At 68.4% G+C, this 19078-nt stretch carries 16 protein-coding genes; 11 read left to right on the top strand and 5 right to left on the bottom strand.

The features are described from left to right. Positions 1-52: 52 nt before the first annotated feature. The 6 genes from AC6CR5_RS09515 to AC6CR5_RS09490 all read left to right on the top strand — a co-directional run bounded on the left by AC6CR5_RS09515 (position 53) and on the right by AC6CR5_RS09490 (position 5475). Complete coding sequence (locus AC6CR5_RS09515; RefSeq protein WP_006383955.1) at positions 53-1093, top strand: metal-dependent hydrolase; 1041 nt, start codon at positions 53-55, stop codon at positions 1091-1093. A 204-nt stretch (positions 1094-1297) separates the two neighbouring features. After that, complete coding sequence (locus AC6CR5_RS09510; protein ID WP_006383954.1) at positions 1298-2065, top strand: IclR family transcriptional regulator; 768 nt, start codon at positions 1298-1300, stop codon at positions 2063-2065. A gap of 90 nt (positions 2066-2155) precedes the next feature. Then, positions 2156-2860, top strand: coding sequence for a dipeptidase PepE (gene pepE, locus AC6CR5_RS09505; protein ID WP_498085567.1), 705 nt, complete (start codon positions 2156-2158; stop codon positions 2858-2860). Beyond that, on the top strand, positions 2857-3786 hold the full coding sequence (locus AC6CR5_RS09500) for a DUF1177 domain-containing protein (protein ID WP_150100698.1): 930 nt from the start codon (positions 2857-2859) through the stop codon (positions 3784-3786). The genes pepE and AC6CR5_RS09500 overlap by 4 nt, the downstream gene beginning before the upstream one ends. Next, positions 3783-4472: an AroM family protein gene (locus AC6CR5_RS09495; protein ID WP_047991186.1), complete on the top strand. Its 690-nt coding sequence runs from the start codon at positions 3783-3785 to the stop codon at positions 4470-4472. The genes AC6CR5_RS09500 and AC6CR5_RS09495 overlap by 4 nt, the downstream gene beginning before the upstream one ends. Before the next feature lie 13 nt (positions 4473-4485). Next, positions 4486-5475, top strand: a complete 990-nt coding sequence (locus tag AC6CR5_RS09490; RefSeq protein WP_047991185.1) for a Bug family tripartite tricarboxylate transporter substrate binding protein — start codon at positions 4486-4488, stop codon at positions 5473-5475. Positions 5476-5581: 106 nt separating this feature from the next. On the opposite strand, the gene coaBC is transcribed toward AC6CR5_RS09490, so the two are convergent. From coaBC to AC6CR5_RS09470, 4 genes are all read right to left on the bottom strand, one after another. Next, positions 5582-6778, bottom strand: coding sequence for a bifunctional phosphopantothenoylcysteine decarboxylase/phosphopantothenate--cysteine ligase CoaBC (gene coaBC / locus AC6CR5_RS09485; RefSeq protein WP_006383949.1), 1197 nt, complete (start codon positions 6776-6778; stop codon positions 5582-5584). A gap of 155 nt (positions 6779-6933) precedes the next feature. Then, positions 6934-7458, bottom strand: a complete 525-nt coding sequence (gene lspA, locus AC6CR5_RS09480; protein ID WP_006383948.1) for a signal peptidase II — start codon at positions 7456-7458, stop codon at positions 6934-6936. Between the two features lie 2 nt (positions 7459-7460). After that, positions 7461-10322, bottom strand: a complete 2862-nt coding sequence (gene ileS, locus AC6CR5_RS09475; protein ID WP_498085566.1) for an isoleucine--tRNA ligase — start codon at positions 10320-10322, stop codon at positions 7461-7463. After that, the gene (locus tag AC6CR5_RS09470) at positions 10312-11277 is read right to left on the bottom strand and encodes a bifunctional riboflavin kinase/FAD synthetase (protein ID WP_026384487.1); all 966 of its coding nucleotides are present in this window, start codon (positions 11275-11277) and stop codon (positions 10312-10314) included. The genes ileS and AC6CR5_RS09470 overlap by 11 nt, the downstream gene beginning before the upstream one ends. Before the next feature lie 63 nt (positions 11278-11340). Here AC6CR5_RS09470 and purN point away from each other — a divergent pair, with 63 nt between their 5' ends. Both purN and AC6CR5_RS09460 read left to right on the top strand, forming a co-directional pair. After that, positions 11341-12006: a phosphoribosylglycinamide formyltransferase gene (gene purN, locus AC6CR5_RS09465; protein WP_006383945.1), complete on the top strand. Its 666-nt coding sequence runs from the start codon at positions 11341-11343 to the stop codon at positions 12004-12006. 958 nt (positions 12007-12964) lie between these two features. Beyond that, complete coding sequence (locus AC6CR5_RS09460; protein ID WP_349666354.1) at positions 12965-14335, top strand: RsmB/NOP family class I SAM-dependent RNA methyltransferase; 1371 nt, start codon at positions 12965-12967, stop codon at positions 14333-14335. Between the two features lie 190 nt (positions 14336-14525). On the opposite strand, the gene AC6CR5_RS09455 is transcribed toward AC6CR5_RS09460, so the two are convergent. After that, positions 14526-14861 (bottom strand): hypothetical protein, encoded by a 336-nt coding sequence (locus AC6CR5_RS09455; protein ID WP_223821439.1) that lies wholly within the window; start codon positions 14859-14861, stop codon positions 14526-14528. Between the two features lie 384 nt (positions 14862-15245). On the opposite strand from AC6CR5_RS09455, the gene AC6CR5_RS09450 reads away from it, so the two are divergent. Genes AC6CR5_RS09450 through AC6CR5_RS09440 form a run of 3 tightly spaced genes read left to right on the top strand, consistent with a single transcriptional unit; the run spans position 15246 to position 19053 of the window. Next, positions 15246-16454: a DesA family fatty acid desaturase gene (locus AC6CR5_RS09450; protein ID WP_006384332.1), complete on the top strand. Its 1209-nt coding sequence runs from the start codon at positions 15246-15248 to the stop codon at positions 16452-16454. Beyond that, on the top strand, positions 16451-18742 hold the full coding sequence (locus AC6CR5_RS09445) for a UvrD-helicase domain-containing protein (protein WP_498085565.1): 2292 nt from the start codon (positions 16451-16453) through the stop codon (positions 18740-18742). Before AC6CR5_RS09450 ends, AC6CR5_RS09445 begins: the two co-directional genes overlap by 4 nt. A 5-nt stretch (positions 18743-18747) precedes the next feature. Continuing rightward, positions 18748-19053 (top strand): chorismate mutase, encoded by a 306-nt coding sequence (locus AC6CR5_RS09440; RefSeq protein ID WP_006384334.1) that lies wholly within the window; start codon positions 18748-18750, stop codon positions 19051-19053. Positions 19054-19078 lie beyond the last annotated feature (25 nt).

The raw sequence follows: 19078 nt of genomic DNA, 5'->3' as shown, positions 1-19078 counted from the left end.
TGTGGACGCCGCGTGAAAGCGGCGCGCCACGGAAGGCTATCGTCGGAGTTCTATGGATTCGGTTACACAAGCCGTGCTGGGCGCGGGCATACAGGGGGCGCTGCTGGGGCGCGTGCAGGGGCGGAGGGCGCTCATCTACGGCGCGGCGCTGGCCACCGTGCCGGACCTGGACGTACTGATGCGCTACCCGGATCCGGTCTCGCTGATGACCTACCACCGGGGCTTCTCGCATTCGATCTTCGTGTTGACCGGCTTGGCGGCGCTGCTGACATGGTTGATACGCAAGTACTGGCCGCAGGCGCAATACAGCGCGGGGCGGCTGTTCCTGACCCTGTGGCTGGTATTGGTGACGCATCCGCTGCTGGATGCTTTCACCGTCTATGGCACGCAGCTGTTCTGGCCATTGCCATCGATCCCGGAAAGCTGGTCGGCCATCTTCATCATCGACCCCGTCTATACCGTGCCATTGCTGTTGGGGGCGGTGTACGCGGTGATCGTCGGCATGACCCGCAACGCCCGCCGCTTCCTGGCCGGGGCGCTGATCTTCAGCACCGCCTACCTCGGGTTCGGGCTCGCCGGCCGCATCGCCGCCGAACACCGGGTGCGCGATGCGATGCAGGCGCAGGGCATCGCCATTACCGAGCTGCGGGCCATTCCCATGCCGCTCAATACCTTGCTGTGGCGCGTCGTCGCCAAGACGCCCGACGGCCATTACTACGAGGCCGTCAGCAGCTGGTTCGACCGCGAGCCACCGGAATGGCTGCGCCTGCCGCTCAACCCGGAACTGGGACAGGCGCTGGCCGATATGCCGCTGCTGCAGCGCCTGCGCTGGTTCACCGATGATTGGCTGCGTTATGACGCCGTGGGCGATGCGCTGGTGGTGACCGACCTGCGCATGGGCGTGGCCGGGCACTACAACTTCCGCTTCAAGATGGCCGAGCGGCAGGCCGACGGCGGCTGGCGGCCGGTGACCCCGTCCAGTTGGCCGGGCGACCGTGGCGGCTGGGCGGAGTTCAAACTGGTGCTGGGACGCATCCTGCACGCGCAACCGCCGCTGCCGCTGGCGCAATGGGCCGAGACCGCGACGCGCTAGAGCGCGCCGATCGGCGCCATCGGGAAGGCCCGCCCGACATGGCGGGCTTTTTTTCGTCCGGTCGGCATGGGGCCTGGTGAGAGGCCGCGCTTCGCGGACGGTGCTGCCGCCAACCCGAGGGACCGGCCGTATTGACCGGAAATCCGCCGTTGCATTATTCTTGTTCCCTATTAAGGAACAGAAGTTCCGATTTTTGGAACAATAATGAGCATTCTCGATGGCGTCCAGCGGGTGTTGGCGCTTTACGCGCAGGGCGAGGCGGAACTGAGCTTCACCGACGTGGCGCAGCGCCTGGCCATGCCCAAGAGCACGGCCTCGCGCCTGTTGAACCAGATGCAGCACTACGGCCTGCTGGACCAGGACGCGGCCACGCGCCGCTATCGCGCCGGCGCCTTGCTGTCGCAGGCGGTGCGCGCCGGGCAGGCCGCGACGCCGCTGGACGAGGCCTGCCGCAAGGTGCTGGCGCGCCTGTCCGACGACAGTGGCCTGACCGCCTACCTGTCCACCTTGAACCAGCGCGAAACCGTGGTGCTGCAACGCCTGAACGGCTCGCATCCGGTGCAGGTGCTGTCGCCGCCGGGTTCGCGCCGCGCCGCCTCGGACACGGCCATGGGACGCGCGCTGCTGTCGCGCCTGACCCAGGACGAGTTCGACGCGCTGTACGGCACCGATCCAGCCCGCCCCCTGCCGATGGAGGGCAAGGATTGCCCGGCCACCGTGGGCGAACTGGCGCAGCGCGTGGCGCAGATCCGCGCTGACCATTACGGCGTCGCCATCGACCAGGCCATGCCTGGCATCGGCGCCGTGGCGGCGGCGGTGCGCGATCCCTCAAGCGGCGAACTACGCGGCCTGTGCCTGTCCTTCGTGTCGTTCCAGGTCGACGCCGCCCGCGTGGCGGCGCTGCGCGAGTCGCTGACGCGGCAGGTCGCGGCGCTGGGCCGCGAATTGAACGATCCCTATTGGCTGGCCTGACGCGCCGGCGCGAACCCGATTGACCGTATTGCCCTATCCAGCCGCGCGTGCGCGACACCCCGACTTTCCCGATTCCACGGAACTCCACTCATGAACCTTCTGCTTCTCAGCAATTCCAGCAGCGACGCCGGCTACCTGGTGCACGCGTTGCCCGACATCCGCGAACTGATCGCCGCGCTGCCGGCCGGCGCGCCGGCGGTGTTCGTGCCGTACGCGGGCGTCACCCGCAACTGGGACGACTACACCACCTTGGTCACCACGGCGCTGGCCGACACCGGCCTGGACATCCAGCCGCTGCATCGCGCCGCCGATCCCATGGCCGCGCTGGAGAATGCCGCCGTCATCATCGTCGGCGGCGGCAACACCTTCAACCTGCTCGGCCAATTGCGCCGCCAGGGCCTGCTGAGCGTGGTGGCGCGCCGCGTGCGCGAAGGCGCCGCCTACCTGGGCTGGAGCGCCGGTTCCAACCTGGCGTGCCCCAGCATCTGCACCACCAACGACATGCCGATCACCGACCCCGAAGGCTTCGATGCGCTCGGCCTGCTGTCCTTCCAGATCAACCCGCACTACACCAATGCCCATCCTCCCGGCCATCGCGGCGAAACGCGCGCGCAGCGCCTGGCCGAGTTCTGCACGCTGAACCCGACCATGCCGGTGCTGGGCCTGCCCGAAGGCGCCGGGCTGCGCGTGCGCGGGGCCGCCATCACGCTTGTCGGCCCGCACGATGCGCCGCTGTTCATCGGCGCCGCCGAGCCGCGCGTGTTCACGCCCGGCCCGCTGGAGATCCCGGCATGAAGCAGGTCATCGACACCATCGAACTGCTGTCTTCGGCCCACATCACGGGCGATGCGGTGGCACAGGCGCTGCGCGCGGCCGGCGACTGCGAGGTCGAGGTCACGCCGCTGGAGCGCGACGGCGCGGCCACCGAGTTCCTCTCCATCGTCATCCCGGGCGCCGACCCCGCCGCGCCGCAATTGGGCATCGTCGGCCGCCTGGGCGGCATCGGCGCGCGTCCGGCCGTCACCGGCCTGGTGTCCGACAGCGACGGCGCCGTGGTCGCCATTGCCGCCGCGCTCAAGATCATGGCCATGGCGCGCCAGGGCGACGTGCTGCCCGGCACCGTGCGCATCCGCACCCACATCTGCCCGCGCGCCGGCACCCGTCCGCACCATCCCGTGCCGATGATGCGTTCGCCGTTCCCGATGCGCGAAATGATGTCGCACGAAGTCGATCCGCGCATGGACGCGATCCTGTCCGTCGACACCACCCGCGGCAACCGCCTGGTGAACCGCCGCGGCGTGGCGCTGACGCCGGTGGCCAAACAGGGCTATCTGCTGCGCATTCCGGAGACCATGCTGGACGTGATGGGCTGGGTCAGCGGCGAGCTGCCCCTGACGCTGCCGCTGACCACGCAGGACATCACGCCCTACGAAAACGGGCTGTGGCACGTCAATTCGCTGATGCAGCCGGCCATCGTCACCGGCGCGCCGGTGGTCGGCGTGGCGCTGACCGCGCAGACCACCGTGCCGGGTTGCGCCACCGGCGTGACCAACGCGGTCGACGCCGACGTGGCGATGCGCTTTTGCATCGAGATCGCCAAGCTCTTCGGGCAGGGCGCCATGACCTTCTTCGACGCCGCCGAATGGGACGCGCTGCAAGGCCGCTATGGCTCGATGGCGCACCTGCAGACCACCGGCCGCGAACCGGGCGCCGCGCAATGAGCGCGCGTCGCCCGCGCCGCGTGGCGTTCTTCACCATCGGCCAGTCGCCGCGCAGCGACGTGGTGCCGGAAATGGCGCCGCTGCTGGGCGAACACGTGCGCATCGACGAGTTCGGCGCGCTCGACGGCCTGGATGCCGCGGCGCTGGCCGCGCTGGCGCCGCGCCCGGGCGAGTATCGCTTCGCCACGCGCATGCGCGACGGCGCCCAGGTCGAACTGGACGCCGCCGCCGCCGAGGCGCGGCTGGCAGAGGTGATGCGCGAGGCCGACGCCGCCGGCTACGACGTGCTGGTGCCGCTGTGCACTGGCACCGCGATCGCGCCGATGCGCACGCTGGTGGTCGAGCCGCAGCAGGTCGTCGACCACCTGGTCGCCGGTTTGGCGCAGCACTGCCGCAAGGTTGGCCTGGTGGTGCCGCTGCAAGCCCAGGTCGACGCCTTCCACATGGCCGTGCCGCTGGAATGCGCGACCACGGTGGTGCACGCCTCGCCCTACGAGGCCGACGCGGGACGCGCGGCGGCCAGTTTCAAGCAGGCCGGCCAGGACCTGGCCGACTGTGATTTTGTCGTCATGCATTGCATGGGTTACGCCGAGCGCATGCGGCAGGCGGTGGCACAGGCATCGGGTCGCCCGGTGCTGTTGTCCAACCGCCTGGTCGCGCAGGCGCTCGCGCAAATATTGGAATAAGGGAATCGACTTCATGTTCAGCCGTACTTTGCAACGCGCCGCGGGCGCACTGTTCGCCGCCAGCACCCTGGCGGCCGCGCCGGCCCTGGCCGCCGACGCCTGGAAACCGACCAAGCCGGTGCGCTTGCTGGTGGGCTTTGCGCCCGGCGGTTCGGCCGACACGCTGGCGCGCCTGCTGGCCGAGCCGCTGTCGCAGCGCCTGGGCCAGACCGTGGTGGTGGAAAACCTGGCGGGCGCCGGCGGCAACATCATGGCCTTCCGCCTGTCGCAATCGCAGCCTGACGGCTACACCATCGGCATCGCCGCGGCCGGTTCCATGGCCATCACCCACGTGCTCAACGCCAAGGGCACCAGCTACAAGCCGACCGACTTCACGCCCATCACGCTGGCGGCGGTGCAGCCCAACGTGGTCATCGTCAACAAGGACGTGCCGGCCAACAACCTGGCCGAATTGAAGGACTACTTCCAGAAGACGCCGACCGCCACCTACGGCACCGCCGGCGTGGGCATCTCCAATCACCTGATCGCCGAAACCATGCTGTACAAGCTGGGCGTGAAGGTGCCGCACGCGGCCTATCGCGGCGCGGCGCCGGTCATCACCGACCTGCTGGGCGGCCACATCGCGATGACGATGGACAACATCTCCACCGCCGCGCCGCTGGCGCTGCAGGGCAAGGTCAAGGCCATCGGCGTGGCTTCGCTCAAGCGCTCGGCGCAGTTGCCCAACGTGCCCACGCTCGACGAGCAGGGCCTGAAGGGCTTCGATATGCCGACCTGGCAGGGCGTGTTCGCCCCGGCCGGCTTGCCGGCGGACGTGCTGGCCGCCTATTACGCGGCGCTGCAGGACGTGCTCAAGCAGCCCGCCGTGAAGGAAAAGATGGCCGGCCTGGGTTCGGAGCCCGTCACCGGCATGACGCCCGAGCAGTTCGGCCAGTTCCTGGAGAACGACCGCAAGCAGTGGGCCGACATCGTGCGCGCCGCCAACATCAGCCTGGAGCAATAAGCAGGCTGTCGCGTCCGCCGTTGCCGGCAGGCGCGGCGCGCGCCGCAAACAAAAACGCCAGACTCGCGTCTGGCGTTTTTTTTTGGCGGTTCGCGGATGGGCGGGATCAGGCCGGCAGCCGCGCCGCGATCTCGGCGATCAGGCGGCGCGCGGCGTCCAATTTGTCAGCCGCCGGCAGCGGGTGCGCGCCCTGCGCGTCGAACAGCACCAGTTCGGTGGTGTCCGCGTCCATCACCTTGTGCGCCAGGTTGCCCACCAGCAGCGGGATGCCCTTGCGCTGGCGTTTGGCCTCGGCGTGCTCGGCCAGCTTTTCGGTCTCTGCCGCAAAACCCACGCACCACGGCCCGTCCTTCAGTTTGGCTACTTCGGCCAGGATGTCCGGGTTGGGCTCGAACTCCATCTGCGGCGCGCCGCCGCCTTCGCTGGTCTTCTTCAGCTTCTGGTTGCTGACGTTCTTCACGCGCCAGTCGGCCACCGCGGCCACGGCGATGAAGATGTCGGCATCGGCGGCGCTGGCCATCACCGCGTCGTGCATCTGGCGCGCCGTCATGACCGACAGCGCGGTGACGCCGCGCGGCACCGGCAGGGCGGTGGCGCCGGTGATCAGCGTGACGCGGGCGCCGGCCTCGCGCGCGGCGCGGGCCAGGGCGTAGCCGGTCTTGCCCGACGAGCGGTTGCTCAGCACGCGCACCGGATCGACCGGCTCGGAGGTGGGGCCGGCGGTCAGCAGCACGTGGCGGCCGGCCAGCAGCTTGGGCTGGAAGAACGCGATCAGGTCGGCCAGGATCTCGTGGGCTTCGAGCATGCGGCCGTCGCCGGTCTCGCCACAGGCCTGTTCGCCGGCGGCCGGGCCCAGGATGCTGATGCCGTCGGCGCGCAGTTGCGCCACGTTGCGCTGGGTGGCCGGGTTGGCCCACATCTCGCGGTTCATGGCGGGCGCCACCAGCAGCGGGCAGGCGCGCGCCACGCACAGCGTCGACAGCAGGTCGTCGGCCATGCCGTGGGCCAGCTTGGCCATGAAGTCGGTGCTGGCCGGCGCGATCAGCACGGCGTCGGCGCCGCGCGTCAGGTCGATGTGCGCCATGTTGTTGGGCACCCGCGGGTCCCACGCATCCACGAACACCGGGCGGCCGGACAGGGCCTGCATGGTCACGGGCGTGATGAAGTGCGTGGCGGCTTCGGTCATCACCACGTCGACGATGGCGCCTTGTTCGGTCATGCGCCGCACCAGCTCGGCGATTTTGTAGCAGGCGATGCCGCCGGTCAGGCCGAGGACGATGCGTTTGCGGGCGAGGTCGAGCATGGGCGTCGGACGGCGTTTGGATACCGTCGAATCAGGGAACGGACAGTGATTTTATTCCGCATTGCCGCATCGCGCCGTTCGCCATGTATGCAGGGGGGCTCAAATAGACAAAAACCCGGCCGAGGGCCGGGTTTCGAAGGGGGGGGGAGGGCGCGTCAGGCGCGCGGCTTGCGGGCCCGCAGCAGCTCGTCCAGCACCAGCAGCACGGCGCCGCAGCTGATGCCCACGTCCGCCAGGTTGAAGGCCGGAAAATACCAGTCGCGCCAGTAGAACAGCAGGAAGTCCACCACGTGGCCATACACCACGCGGTCGATCACGTTGCCGATGGCGCCGCCCAGGATCATCGCCAGCGCCAGGCAGAAGCGCGGCTGGCCGCGGGTGCGGCGCAGGATCACGGTGATGACCACGGCGGCAACGATGCCCAGGCCGGTGAACAGCCAGCGCTGCCAGCCTTCCTCGGACGCCAGGAAGCTGAAGGCCGCGCCGCGGTTGTACAGCAGCGTGAAGTCGAAGAACGGCAGCAGGTTCAGGCGCTCGCCGTACTGGTACGAGGTGTTGAAGTACACCTTGGTCAGCTGGTCCAGCACGATGATGGCCAGCGCGATGCCCAGCCAGCGGCCCACCCTTGCGGGGGGCGCGCCGGCGGACGCCGCGGTGGCCGTGCCTTGAGGGCCGGCCATGCTCAGGCCTTGTCGCGGGCTTCGCCCGAGCCGAACAGGTTGGACACGCAGCGGCCGCAGATCTCGGGGTGGTCCGGGTCCTGGCCGACGTCCAGGCGCCAGTGCCAGCAGCGCTCGCACTTCTTGTGCTTGGAGGGCGTCACCTCGATGCGCGTCTCGCCTTCGCCGGCGTGCACGGTGGCGCGCGAGACGATCAGCACGAAGCGCAGGTCGTCGCCCAGGCTGGCCAGCAGTTGCTGGTCTTCGCCGCTGGCGTACAGGTCGACCTCGGCCTGCAGCGACGAACCGATGTCGCCGGCCGTGCGCACTTCTTCCAGCTTGCGCTGGACCTCGGCGCGGATGGCGCGCAGGCGCGCCCACTTGGCCGACAGGGCCTCGGCGTCCGCGAACGGCGGCAGCGCGTGGTAGACCTCGGTGAAGATGGTGACGCGGGCCGCGTCGGCCTGGTGCTTCAGGGCCGAGCCGACCAGTTCCTTCCAGGCCTCTTCGGCCGTGAACGACAGGATCGGCGCCATCAGCTTGAGCAGCGTCTGGGTGATGTCCAGCAGCGCGGTCTGGGCCGAGCGGCGGGCCACGCTGTCCACCTTCGAGGTGTACAGGCGGTCTTTCAGGATATCCAGGTAGAACGCGCCCAGGTCTTCCGAGCAGAACGTCTGCAGGCGCGAGACCGCCGGGTGGAAGTCATAGCGCTCGTAGTGGCCCTGCACCTCGGCCTGCATCTGCGCGGTCATGGCCAGCGCATAGCGGTCGATCTCGAACAGCTCGCCGTAGGGCACGGACTGCGACACGGCGTCGAAGTCGGCCAGGTTGGCCAGCAGGAAGCGCAGCGTGTTGCGGATGCGGCGGTAGCCCTCGACCACGCGCTTGAGGATTTCGTCGGAGATCGACAATTCGCCCGAATAGTCGGTGGAGGCGACCCACAGGCGCAGGATCTCGGCGCCCAGCGAATCGGACACCTTCTGCGGCGCGATCACGTTGCCGACCGACTTGCTCATCTTGCGGCCCTGGCCGTCCACCACGAAGCCGTGCGTCAGCAGGGCCTTGTAGGGCGGCTGGCCATACAGCATGCAGCCGGTCAGCAGCGACGAATGGAACCAGCCGCGGTGCTGGTCGGAGCCTTCCAGGTAGAGGTCGGCGGGCCAACCCAGTTCGGCGCCGTGCGAGCCGGCGAAATCGCCGTCCTTGCCGCCCAGCACGGTGGCGTGGGTGCTGCCCGAGTCGAACCACACGTCCAGCGTGTCGCGGTTCTTTTCGTACTGGTCGGCTTCGTCGCCCAGTAGCTCGCGCGGGTCCAGCGTCTGCCAGGCCTCGATGCCGCCTTGCTCGACGCGTTGCGCGACCTGTTCCAGCAATTCGGAGGTGCGCGGATGCAGCGCGCCGGTTTCCTTGTGCACGAAGAAGGCCATCGGCGTGCCCCACTGGCGCTGGCGCGACAGGGTCCAGTCCGGACGGTTGGCGATCATGGCGTGCAGGCGGGCGCGGCCCCAGGCCGGGTAGAAGGCGGTGGCGTCGATGCCGGCCAGCGCCGATTCACGCAGGGTCGGGCCGCCGTTCTTGGGCTTGATGTCCATGCCGGCGAACCATTGGCTGGTGGCGCGGTAGATGATGGGCGTCTTGTGGCGCCAGCAGTGCATGTAGCTGTGCTTGTGCTTTTCGACGTGCATCAGCGCGCCGGCTTCCTTCAGGGCCTCGACGATCTTGGGGTTGGCGTCCCAGATCGACAGGCCGCCGAACAGCGCCAGGCTGTCGACGTACTTGCCGTCGCCCATGACGGGGCTGATGAAGTCGGTGTCCTTCATGCCGTGCTCCTTGCACGAGATGAAGTCCTCGATACCGTAGGCGGGGGCCGAGTGCACCACGCCGGTGCCGGAGTCGGCCGTGACGTAGTCGCCCAGGTAGACCGGGGCCTTGCGGTCGTAGGCGGCTTCGAACTGCGCCAGCGGATGCCGGAATTCGATGCCCGACAGCGCCGCGCCGGGGGCGGTGGCGATGACTTCGCCTTCCAGGTTCCAGGCCTTCAGGCAGGCTTCGACGCGCTCGCGCGCGATCAGCAGCAGCGGGCCGAACTTGGGCGCGGGCGACACGCGCACCAGCGCGTATTCGATTTCGGGGTGCAGGTTCAGCGCCTGGTTGGACGGGATGGTCCAGGGCGTGGTGGTCCAGATGACGATGGCGCCATCGTCGACCTTGTCCAGGCCGAAGGCCTTGGCCAGCTTGTCGTGCTCGGCGAACGGGAAGGCCACGTCCACCGCCGGGTCGACGCGGTCGGCGTATTCGACCTCGGCCTCGGCCAGCGCCGAGCCACAGTCGAAACACCAGTTCACGGGCTTGAGGCCGCGGAACACGTAGCCCTTGTCCAGGATGCGGCCCAGGGCGCGGATCTCGTCGGCTTCATTGCTGAAGTTCATCGTCATGTAGGGACGATCCCACTCGCCCAGCACGCCCAGGCGCTTGAAGTCCTTGCGCTGGCGGTCGATCTGCTCGAGCGCGTAGGCACGCGCCTTGGACTGCACCTCGGCCACGGGCAGGTGCTTGCCGTACTTCTTTTCGATCTGGATCTCGATCGGCATGCCGTGGCAATCCCAGCCCGGCACGTAGTGCGCGTCGTAGCCGGCCATGTTGCGGCTCTTGACGATGATGTCCTTCAGGATCTTGTTGACCGCGTGGCCGATGTGGATGTCACCGTTGGCGTAGGGTGGGCCGTCGTGCAGCACGAAGCGCGGACGGCCGCGGCTGGCGGCGCGAATGGCCTGGTAGACGTGGTTTTCCTCCCACTGCGCAATCCAGGCGGGCTCGCGCTTGGCGAGGTCGCCCCGCATGGGGAAGGGGGTATCGGGCAGGTTGAGGGTCTTTTTATAGTCCATGAACGGCAAAATAGGCGCGCGCGTTTCGCGCGTCTTCGGCGATGGCGGCAGTCAGGGAAGGGAGATCAGGAAATTTTTCTTCGTCCCGCAGCTTTTGCAGGAATTCGACACGCACGAGTTTACCGTATGCGTTGACGGTCTCGTCGAGCAGGTGCGCTTCCAGCAGCACGCGGCCGCGGTCCTCGACCGTCGGGCGCACGCCCAGGCTGGCCACCGCGGGCAGGGCGCGTTCGGCCAGGCCGTAGACCTGCACCACGTAGATGCCGGAACGGGCCGCGCAGCGTTCGGCCACCCGCAGGTTCATGGTTGGAAAGCCCAGGGTGCGGCCCAGTTTCTGGCCGTGGATCACGTGGCCGCTGATATGGAAGGGGTGGCCCAGCAGGTGGCGGGCGCGGTCCAGGTCGCCCACGGCCAGGGCGGTGCGCACCTCGGAACTGGAAATGCGGTGGCCGTGGCGGTCGGTGACGTCGGCCAGGGTCTGCACCTCGAAGCCATGGCGCAGGCCGGCTTCGCGCAGCAGGTCGATGTCGCCGCTGCGCTTGTGGCCGAAGCGGAAGTCCTCGCCCACCAGCAGCCACTTGGTATCCATCCCCCGCACCAGCAGGTTCTCGATGAAGGCGTTGGCCGACATTTCGGCCAGGCGGGCGTTGAAGCGCTCGACCACGACCTGGGAAATGCCGTAGCGCGCCAGCGCCGCCAGCTTGTCGCGCAAGCCGGAAATGCGGGTCGGCGCCAGTTCGGGGCGCTGGTTGAGCGTGGCGAAGTACTCGCGCGGGTGCGGCTCGAAGGTCATCACGGCAGGCGTCAGGCCCCGGTCGCGCGCGACCTGGCAGACGCGCGCCAGCATGGCCTGGTGTCCTCGGTGGACGCCGTCGAAATTGCCGATGGTCAGCGCGCTGGGAGCGCGCTGGGCGGGCGGCGGAAGGGATCGGTGGATGCGCAGCGGTGGTTTCACGAGCGAGAGTTTACAATTTTGGATTACGGGATTGTTCGTCATCCCCAATTTGGATCGCTCATCTTGCCGGAAACCTCTACACCACCGCGTCGCATCGTCATCCTGATCTCGGGACGAGGCAGCAACATGCAGGCGCTGGTCCAGGCCTGTCGCCAACAGGGCTGGCCCGCCACGATCGCCGCCGTGATCGCCAGCCGCCCGGACGCCGCCGGCCTGGAATGGGCCGCGGCGCAGGGCATCGCCACCGCGGCCCTTTACCACAAGGACTACGCCAGCCGCGAGGCCTTCGACGCAGCACTGGCCGCTGAAATCGACCTGCACGCGCCGGATTACGTCATTCTGGCCGGCTTCATGCGGGTGCTGACCCCGGGCTTCGTCAACCGCTACAGCGGCCGGCTCGTCAACATCCATCCGTCGCTGCTGCCGGCGTTTCCGGGGCTGCACACTCACGCGCAGGCGCTGGCCACCGGCGTGCGCGTGCATGGCTGCACCGTGCATTTCGTGACGCCGGTGCTGGACCACGGCCCCATCATCGCCCAGGGCTGCGTGCCGATCCTGGCCGGCGATACGCCGGAAAGGCTGGCCGAGCGCGTGCTGGAAGTCGAACACCAGGCTTTTCCGGCCGCCGTGCGCTGGCTGGCCGAAGGCCGGGTTACCCTGACGAATGACCACCGGGTGGACGTGCAGGGCGATCCCGACCGCCTGTTCACCTGGTCCGCGGCGGCCTGAGCCGACGCCCGCCGCGCAGCCGGGCCGCCGACGGCCCTGAATCGCTTTTATCGGGCGGCACCTGTCCGCCCCACTGGAATACACCATGAGCAAACCCCAATCTCCGCGTTCCCGCCCGGCAGCCCCCGGAGAGCGTGACGGCCGGTCCTTCTTCTCGCGCCCCAAGGGCGAGGCCCGCGCCGCCCAGGAGCGGGCGCCGCGCCCCGAGCGCGCCGCCGGTGGCCGGGAAGGCCGCGAAGGCCGTTCGGACGAGCGCCGCGACAGCCGTCCGACCCCGCGTCCGTCCTACGACGCGCCGCGTGGCGAAGGCCGCGGCGAACGCGGTTCCTTCGGCGGCGACCGGCGCGAAGGCGCGGGCCGCCCGACGCCGCGCCCTTCCTATGACGCGCCGCGTGGCGAGCGTGGCGCGTATGGCTCGGACCGCCGCGAAGGCCAAGGCCGTGGCGGTGAACGGGGTTCCTTCGGCTCGGACCGCCGTGAAGGCCAGGGCCGCCCGGATTCACGTCCCTCCTATGGCTCCCCGCGTGGCGAAGGCCGTGGCGGCGAGCGCGGCTCCTTCGGTTCGGACCGTCGCGAAGGCCAAGGTCGCCCGGATTCACGTCCCTCCTATGGCTCCCCGCGTGGCGAAGGCCGTGGCGGCGAGCGTGGTTCCTTCGGTTCGGACCGCCGTGAAGGCCAGGGCCGCCCGGATTCGCGCCCGTCCTACGGCGCTCCGCGTGGCGAAGGCCGTGGCGGCGAGCGCGGCTCCTTCGGTTCGGACCGCCGTGAAGGCCAGGGCCGCCCGGATTCACGTCCCTCCTATGGCTCCCCGCGTGGCGAAGGCCGCGATGGCGAGCGTGGGTTCCACGGTTCCGACCGCCGCGAAGGCCATGGCCAGCGTGACGCCGCCCCGCAGAAGCCGCAATTCAACCGGCCGCGCCTGTCGTATGCCGCCAGCCGCATCGACCAGGTGCAGCGCGTGCTGGGCGAGATCCTGCAATGGACCTACCCGGCCGACGCGGCCCTGTCGCACTGGCTGCGTGGCCATCCCGGCCTGGGCGCGCGCGACCGCTCGGAAGTGGCCGAAGCCGTCTACGATGTGCTGCGCCACCTGCGCCGCTACCGCCAGTTCGGCGAAAGCGGCGTCGGGCCGGCTTCGCGCCGCCTGGCCATCCTGGGCCTGGCCGCCACCCTGGGCAAGGAAACGCTGCAGGAAGGCCTGGACCCGGCCGAAGCCGAATGGCTCCAGCGCGTCCTGCAGATCGACCTGGCGACGCTGCCGCGCGCCGTCCGTGGCAGCATCCCCGACTGGCTCGACGAGCGCCTGGGCGCCATGGACAGCCCCGAAACCTTGATCGAGGCGCTCAACCGCCAGGCCAGCCTGGACCTGCGCGTCAATCCGCTCAAGGTCGAGCGCGACGCCATGCTCGCCGAACTGCAACAGAGCGCCGGCCGCTACGAACCCGTGGCCATGCCATACTCGCCCTGGGGCATCCGCATGGAAGGCCGCCCGGCCATCAACCGCTGGCCGCAGTTCGAGAACGGCAGCATCGAAGTACAGGACGAGGGCAGCCAGTTGCTGGCCCTGCTGGTAGCCCCGCGCCGCGGCGAAATGATCATCGACTTCTGCGCCGGCGCGGGCGGCAAGACCTTGCTGCTGGGCGCGCTGATGCGGTCCACCGGCAGGCTCTACGCCTTTGATGTCTCGGCCGCCCGCCTGGCGCGCGCCAAGCCGCGCTTTGCCCGCAGCGGCCTGTCCAACGTGGTGCCGGTGGCGATCGACAGCGAAAACGATGCCCGCGTCAAGCGCCTGGCCGGCAAGGCCCAGCGCGTGCTGGTCGACGCGCCGTGCAGCGGCATCGGCACGCTGCGCCGCAATCCCGACCTGAAATGGCGCCAGCACCCCGAAGCGCTGGCCGAGCTTGGCCAACTGCAGGAACGCATCCTCAACAGCGCCGCGCGCTGCGTCGCGCCCGGCGGGCGGCTGGTCTATGCCACCTGCAGCCTGCTGGCCGAGGAAAACGAAGTGCAGGCAGAACGCTTCCTGGCCAGCCATCCGGACTTCGAGCGCCTGGACGCCGCCGAGATCCTGGCGGGCCGTTGCGACAACCTGAAGCTCGAAGGGCCGTACGTCCAGCTGCGTCCGGACGTCCACGGCACCGACGGCTTCTTCGCCGCCGTTTTCGAGCGCCGCAAGAAGAACGCCGCCGCGGCCGAGGACGCGACGCAGGCCGCCATCGAGGCCGATGCCGAGGTGCTGCCGGAAGAAGAGGCCGAAGCGGCGGTTGCGGATGCGGATGAGACTGTCCCCGCAAGCGCTGCCGCCGACCAGGACAAGCCTTCGGCTTGAATCCGCTGCCGGTCAGGCCAACGGCGGGTCCATCGATGGGCCCGCCGGCGGCGGCACGGCCGCCTTCCCGGCGGATGACTTGCGGAAGCGGCGCGGCAGCCGCGCACGGCGGCCATGCGGGGAGGCGCTGAAAGAGCAGCTCAGGGTGCCGCTCAGGCGCCGCTCGGGGGCGTTCGGGGTGGGGAAGCGCTCAGGGAGCCGGCGCGATGCCGAGCGTGGCGCTGTAGCGGCGCGTTCCCACCGTCTTATTCTGGTATTTGACTTCCCAGGCCAGCGAATCGGACCCAGGCTGCCTGGCCTGGTAGACCAGTTGCGCGATCGGCACTGTCTTATATGCGCAACGTCCCGAGTCGCTGGACTGGCCGCGGGTCTGCACGATGCTGGCGGTGCCCAGTCGCGGCTGTAGGGTGATGGTCACGCGCGGCGCGCGCAGCGCCAGGCAGTCCGACCCGCGGATCTCGTAATAGGACGCCAATACGGCTATGTCCCCGGTTTTCAGCGACTGCGCGGCGGCCGGTGCAGCCACGGACGCGATTGCGGCGCTCAAGGCGGCAAATAAATGGGGACGGGTTATTTTGCAGAACATCGTATGACGGTGGGAGCGGTGACGGCGGACCGAAGTGTGCGCCAGGCGCGTGGCGCCTGCAAGACAGCGGCCCAGCCTGACAGGAACTTTAATCGCGAAAGAAGGCCAAAACCCAGTGACTGCGCGAAGACGATTCCCCGCCAGGAAAGCGCCAGTCGCGCCGCGAACGGGCCGCCAACCCGGCCGCGAACTTGCCGTCAAAATGTCAAAAGCAGGGCTTAGTCCTTGATTTCGCTCAACAACTATTTTGAAACTCCGTTGTCATAAGGCGGCAAAGGTAAGCTAAACTTCAGGCACTCTTCAAGCGAGGCTCACTACAGCTTTATGGATTACATCCTCTCCTTCATTGCCGGCGGTTTGACCCAAGCCACTTGGTGGCAGATCGTCGTTTTCACCCTGGTCATGACGCACATCACCATTGTGTCCGTCACCGTCTTCCTGCACCGCAGCCAGGCGCACCGGGGCCTGGATCTGCATCCGGCCGTCATGCACTTCTTCCGCTTCTGGCTCTGGATGACGACCGGCATGGTCACCAAGGAATGGGTTGCCATCCACCGCAAGCATCACGCCAAGTGCGAAAAGGAAGGCGATCCCCATTCGCCCATCCTGTTCGGCATCTGGAAGGTGCTGTTCCGCGGCGCCGAGCTCTACCGCGAAGAATCCAACAACAAGGAAACCATGGCCAAGTTCGGCCACGGCACGCCTGACGACTGGCTCGAACGCAACGTCTACAGCAAGCACAGCCTGTGGGGCGTGCTGACCATGCTCGCCATCGACATCGCCCTGTTCGGCGCGATCGGCGTCACGGTGTGGGCGGTGCAGATGGCCTGGATCCCCTTCTGGGCGGCCGGCGTCGTCAACGGCATCGGCCACTACTGGGGCTACCGGAACTACAACAGCCCGGACACCAGCACCAACGTGTTTCCGTGGGGCATCGTGATCGGCGGCGAAGAGCTGCACAACAACCACCACGCCCACGGCACGTCGGCCAAGTTCTCGGCCAAGTGGTATGAGTTCGACATCGGCTGGTGCTACATCAACATCCTGAAGTTCCTGGGTCTGGCCAAGATCAAGAAGGTCGCGCCCAAGCTCAAGCTGGATGACTCCAAGACCGGCATCGACCTGCGCACGCTGCAAGGCGTGATCACGCACCGCTACGAAGTCATGGCCCGCTACGCGGACGTGATCAAGAGCGCCGCCCGCGAGGAACTGGCCAAGCTGAAGGCCTCGCGCCAGGACGGCAACGCCGAATGCGGCTGGAACAAGCTGCACAAGGTGCGCCGCGCCATCCACCGCAACGAGGACATCCTGCAACCGGAGCAACTCGAAGCCGTGGACAAGGCCATCGCCCAGAACAAGTCGCTGTCGACGCTGGTGCAGATGCGCCGCGAACTCGGCCGCATCTGGGAAAGCTCCAGCGCCAGCAGCGAACAGCTCCTCCATGACCTGCAGGCCTGGTGCCAGCGCGCCCAGCAAAGCGGCATCGCCGGGCTCGAGCAATTCGCTCAACGTCTGCGCCGCTACGCGGCATGATGCTAGAGAAACTCAATCCTGAACAACGCGCCGCAGTAACGTTAGAACCGCAGCACGCCCTGGTCCTGGCCGGGGCGGGCAGCGGCAAGACCCGGGTGCTCACCACCCGCATGGCCTGGCTGATTCAAACCGGCCAGGCCTCGCCTTTTGGGCTGCTGGCGGTCACGTTCACCAACAAGGCCGCCCGCGAAATGCTGGCGCGCATGTCGGCCATCCTGCCGATCGATACGCGCGGCCTCTGGATCGGCACCTTCCACGGCCTGTGCAACCGCATGCTGCGCGCGCATCATCGCGACGCCGGCCTGCCGCAGACCTTCCAGATCCTCGACGTCACCGACCAGCTCGCCGCCATCAAGCGGCTGATGAAGGCCAACGGCGTCGACGACGAAAAATACCCGCCGCGCGACGTGCAGCGCTTCATCAACGGCGCCAAGGAAGAGGGCCTGCGCCCCGCCGACGTCGAAGCCTATGACGCGCATCGCCGCCGCCTGATCGAGATCTACCAGCTCTACGAAGCCCAGTGCCAGCGCGAAGGCGTGGTCGACTTCGCCGAGCTGCTGCTGCGCGCCTACGAACTGCTGTCGCGCAACGCGCCGGTGCGCGAGCACTACCAGCGCCGCTTCCGCCACATCCTGGTCGACGAGTTCCAGGACACCAACACGCTGCAGTACAAGTGGCTGCGGCTGCTGGCCGGCGGCGGCGCGGCGATCTTCGCCGTGGGCGACGACGACCAGTCGATCTACGCGTTCCGCGGCGCCAACGTCGGCAACATGTCCGACTTCGAGCGCGACTACGCCCGCGGCACCGTCATCCGCCTGGAGCAGAACTACCGCTCGTACGGCCACATCCTGGATTCGGCCAACGCGCTCATCGGCCACAACAGCGGCCGCCTGGGCAAGAACCTCTGGACCGACCAGGGCGAAGGCGAACCGGTGCGCGTCATCGAGCAGCCCTCGGACGGCATGGAAGCGCAATGGATCGTCGACGAGATCCGCTCGCTGATCCACGAAGGCAGCCTGCGGCGCGAGATCGCCGTGCTCTACCGCAGCAACGCGCAGTCGCGCGTGATCGAGCACGCCATCTTCTCGGCCGGCATACCCTACAAGGTCTACGGCGGCCTGCGCTTCTTCGAGCGCCAGGAAATCAAGCACGCCCTGGCCTACCTGCGCCTGATGGCCAATCCGCACGACGACACCTCGTGGATGCGGGTGGTGAATTTCCCCACGCGCGGCATCGGCGCGCGCACGCTGGAACAGCTGGCCGACGCGGCCCGCGCGCATGATTCCAGCCTGTACGCGGCCGTGGCGCTGGTGGCGGGCAAGGGCGGCTCCAACCTGGCCCAGTTCGCCCAGTTGATCCATCGCATGACCGAGGAAACGCGCGACCTGCCGCTGCCCGAAATGGTCGAGCACATGCTCGAGGCCAGCGGCCTGAACGCGCACTACAAGGCCGAGCGCGAAGGCGCCGAGCGCCTCGAAAACCTGAACGAACTGATCACCGCCGCGGCGGTGTTCGCGTCCGAGGAAAACTACGACGGCATGCCCGCCGGCGTGGTGCCCGAGCAGGCCACCTCCAGCACGCTGATGCCCGGGGTGGTCGACGCGGCGCCGGTGGTGTCCGACGGCCTGACGCCGCTGGCGGCCTTCCTGTCGCACGCCGCGCTCGAGGCCGGCGACAACCAGGCCCAGCAGGGCCAGGACGCCGTGCAGCTCATGACCGTGCACGCGGCCAAGGGCCTGGAGTTCGACGCCGTCTTCATCACCGGCCTCGAGGAAGGCCTGTTCCCGCACGAGAACAGCATCCTGGAGCAATCCGGCCTGGAAGAAGAACGCCGCCTCATGTACGTGGCGATCACCCGCGCGCGCCAGCGCCTGTACATCAGCCTGGCGCAAAGCCGCATGCTGCATGGCCAGACGCGCTACGCCATGCGTTCGCGCTTTCTCGACGAAATTCCCGAGCAGCATCTCAAGTGGCTGTCGCCCAAGGCCGGCCTGGCGCTGGCGCTCAGCGCCGGTGGCGGCTGGAACGGCAACCGCGGCGACGCCTTCGGCCGCAAGCCCACCAACACCATTGCGCCGCGTCAACCGCGCGGCACGGCCTCCGGCGTCACCGTCGGCGACAAGCAGTATCGTGTAGGGCAGGGCGTGCACCACGCCCGTTTCGGTGACGGCACCATCGTCAGCCTGAGCGGCGGGGGGCAGGACGCCCAGGCGGAGATCCATTTCCGCGATGTCGGGTCCAAGACGCTGGCGCTGGGCATCGCCAAGCTGGATATCGTTCAAGGTTGAAAGACATGGCCAATCAAGATTCCCCGAAAGCCGAACTGGCATCGCTGCGCGCCGAGGTCGACGAGATCGACCAGCAGATCATCCTGCTGCTCGGCGTGCGCTTTCGCTGCACGGACATGATCGGTGAGCTCAAGCAGGCCAACGACATGGACCTGGTGGATCCGGTGCGCGAGGACCAGCAGGTCCAGCGCATCCGGCGCCTGGCCGAAGAGGCCGGCGTGCCGCCGGCCCTGGCCGAGACCATTCTGCGCGAAGTGATCGACACCGTGGTCGATCACCACACGCGCCTGCGCGAACGTCCCTATTCGTGATGCGCGCCTGACGGCCGCTGTCCGC

This window comes from Achromobacter sp. EG18 (genome assembly GCF_059759395.1).
The sequence above is the reverse complement of the archived record's forward strand: the minus strand, read 5'-3'. Positions and strand labels throughout refer to the sequence as shown.

Bases quoted from the DNA above. Each gene is read 5' to 3' on its own strand.
- AC6CR5_RS09515 (WP_006383955.1), top strand. From the start codon at position 53: ATGGATTCGGTTACACAAGCCGTGCTGGGCGCGGGCATACAGGGGGCG.
- AC6CR5_RS09510 (WP_006383954.1), top strand. From the start codon at position 1,298: ATGAGCATTCTCGATGGCGTCCAGCGGGTGTTGGCGCTTTACGCGCAG.
- pepE (WP_498085567.1), top strand. From the start codon at position 2,156: ATGAACCTTCTGCTTCTCAGCAATTCCAGCAGCGACGCCGGCTACCTG.
- AC6CR5_RS09500 (WP_150100698.1), top strand. From the start codon at position 2,857: ATGAAGCAGGTCATCGACACCATCGAACTGCTGTCTTCGGCCCACATC.
- AC6CR5_RS09495 (WP_047991186.1), top strand. From the start codon at position 3,783: ATGAGCGCGCGTCGCCCGCGCCGCGTGGCGTTCTTCACCATCGGCCAG.
- AC6CR5_RS09490 (WP_047991185.1), top strand. From the start codon at position 4,486: ATGTTCAGCCGTACTTTGCAACGCGCCGCGGGCGCACTGTTCGCCGCC.
- coaBC (WP_006383949.1), bottom strand. From the start codon at position 6,778: ATGCTCGACCTCGCCCGCAAACGCATCGTCCTCGGCCTGACCGGCGGC.
- lspA (WP_006383948.1), bottom strand. From the start codon at position 7,458: ATGGCCGGCCCTCAAGGCACGGCCACCGCGGCGTCCGCCGGCGCGCCC.
- ileS (WP_498085566.1), bottom strand. From the start codon at position 10,322: ATGGACTATAAAAAGACCCTCAACCTGCCCGATACCCCCTTCCCCATG.
- AC6CR5_RS09450 (WP_006384332.1), top strand. From the start codon at position 15,246: ATGGATTACATCCTCTCCTTCATTGCCGGCGGTTTGACCCAAGCCACT.
- AC6CR5_RS09445 (WP_498085565.1), top strand. From the start codon at position 16,451: ATGATGCTAGAGAAACTCAATCCTGAACAACGCGCCGCAGTAACGTTA.
- AC6CR5_RS09440 (WP_006384334.1), top strand. From the start codon at position 18,748: ATGGCCAATCAAGATTCCCCGAAAGCCGAACTGGCATCGCTGCGCGCC.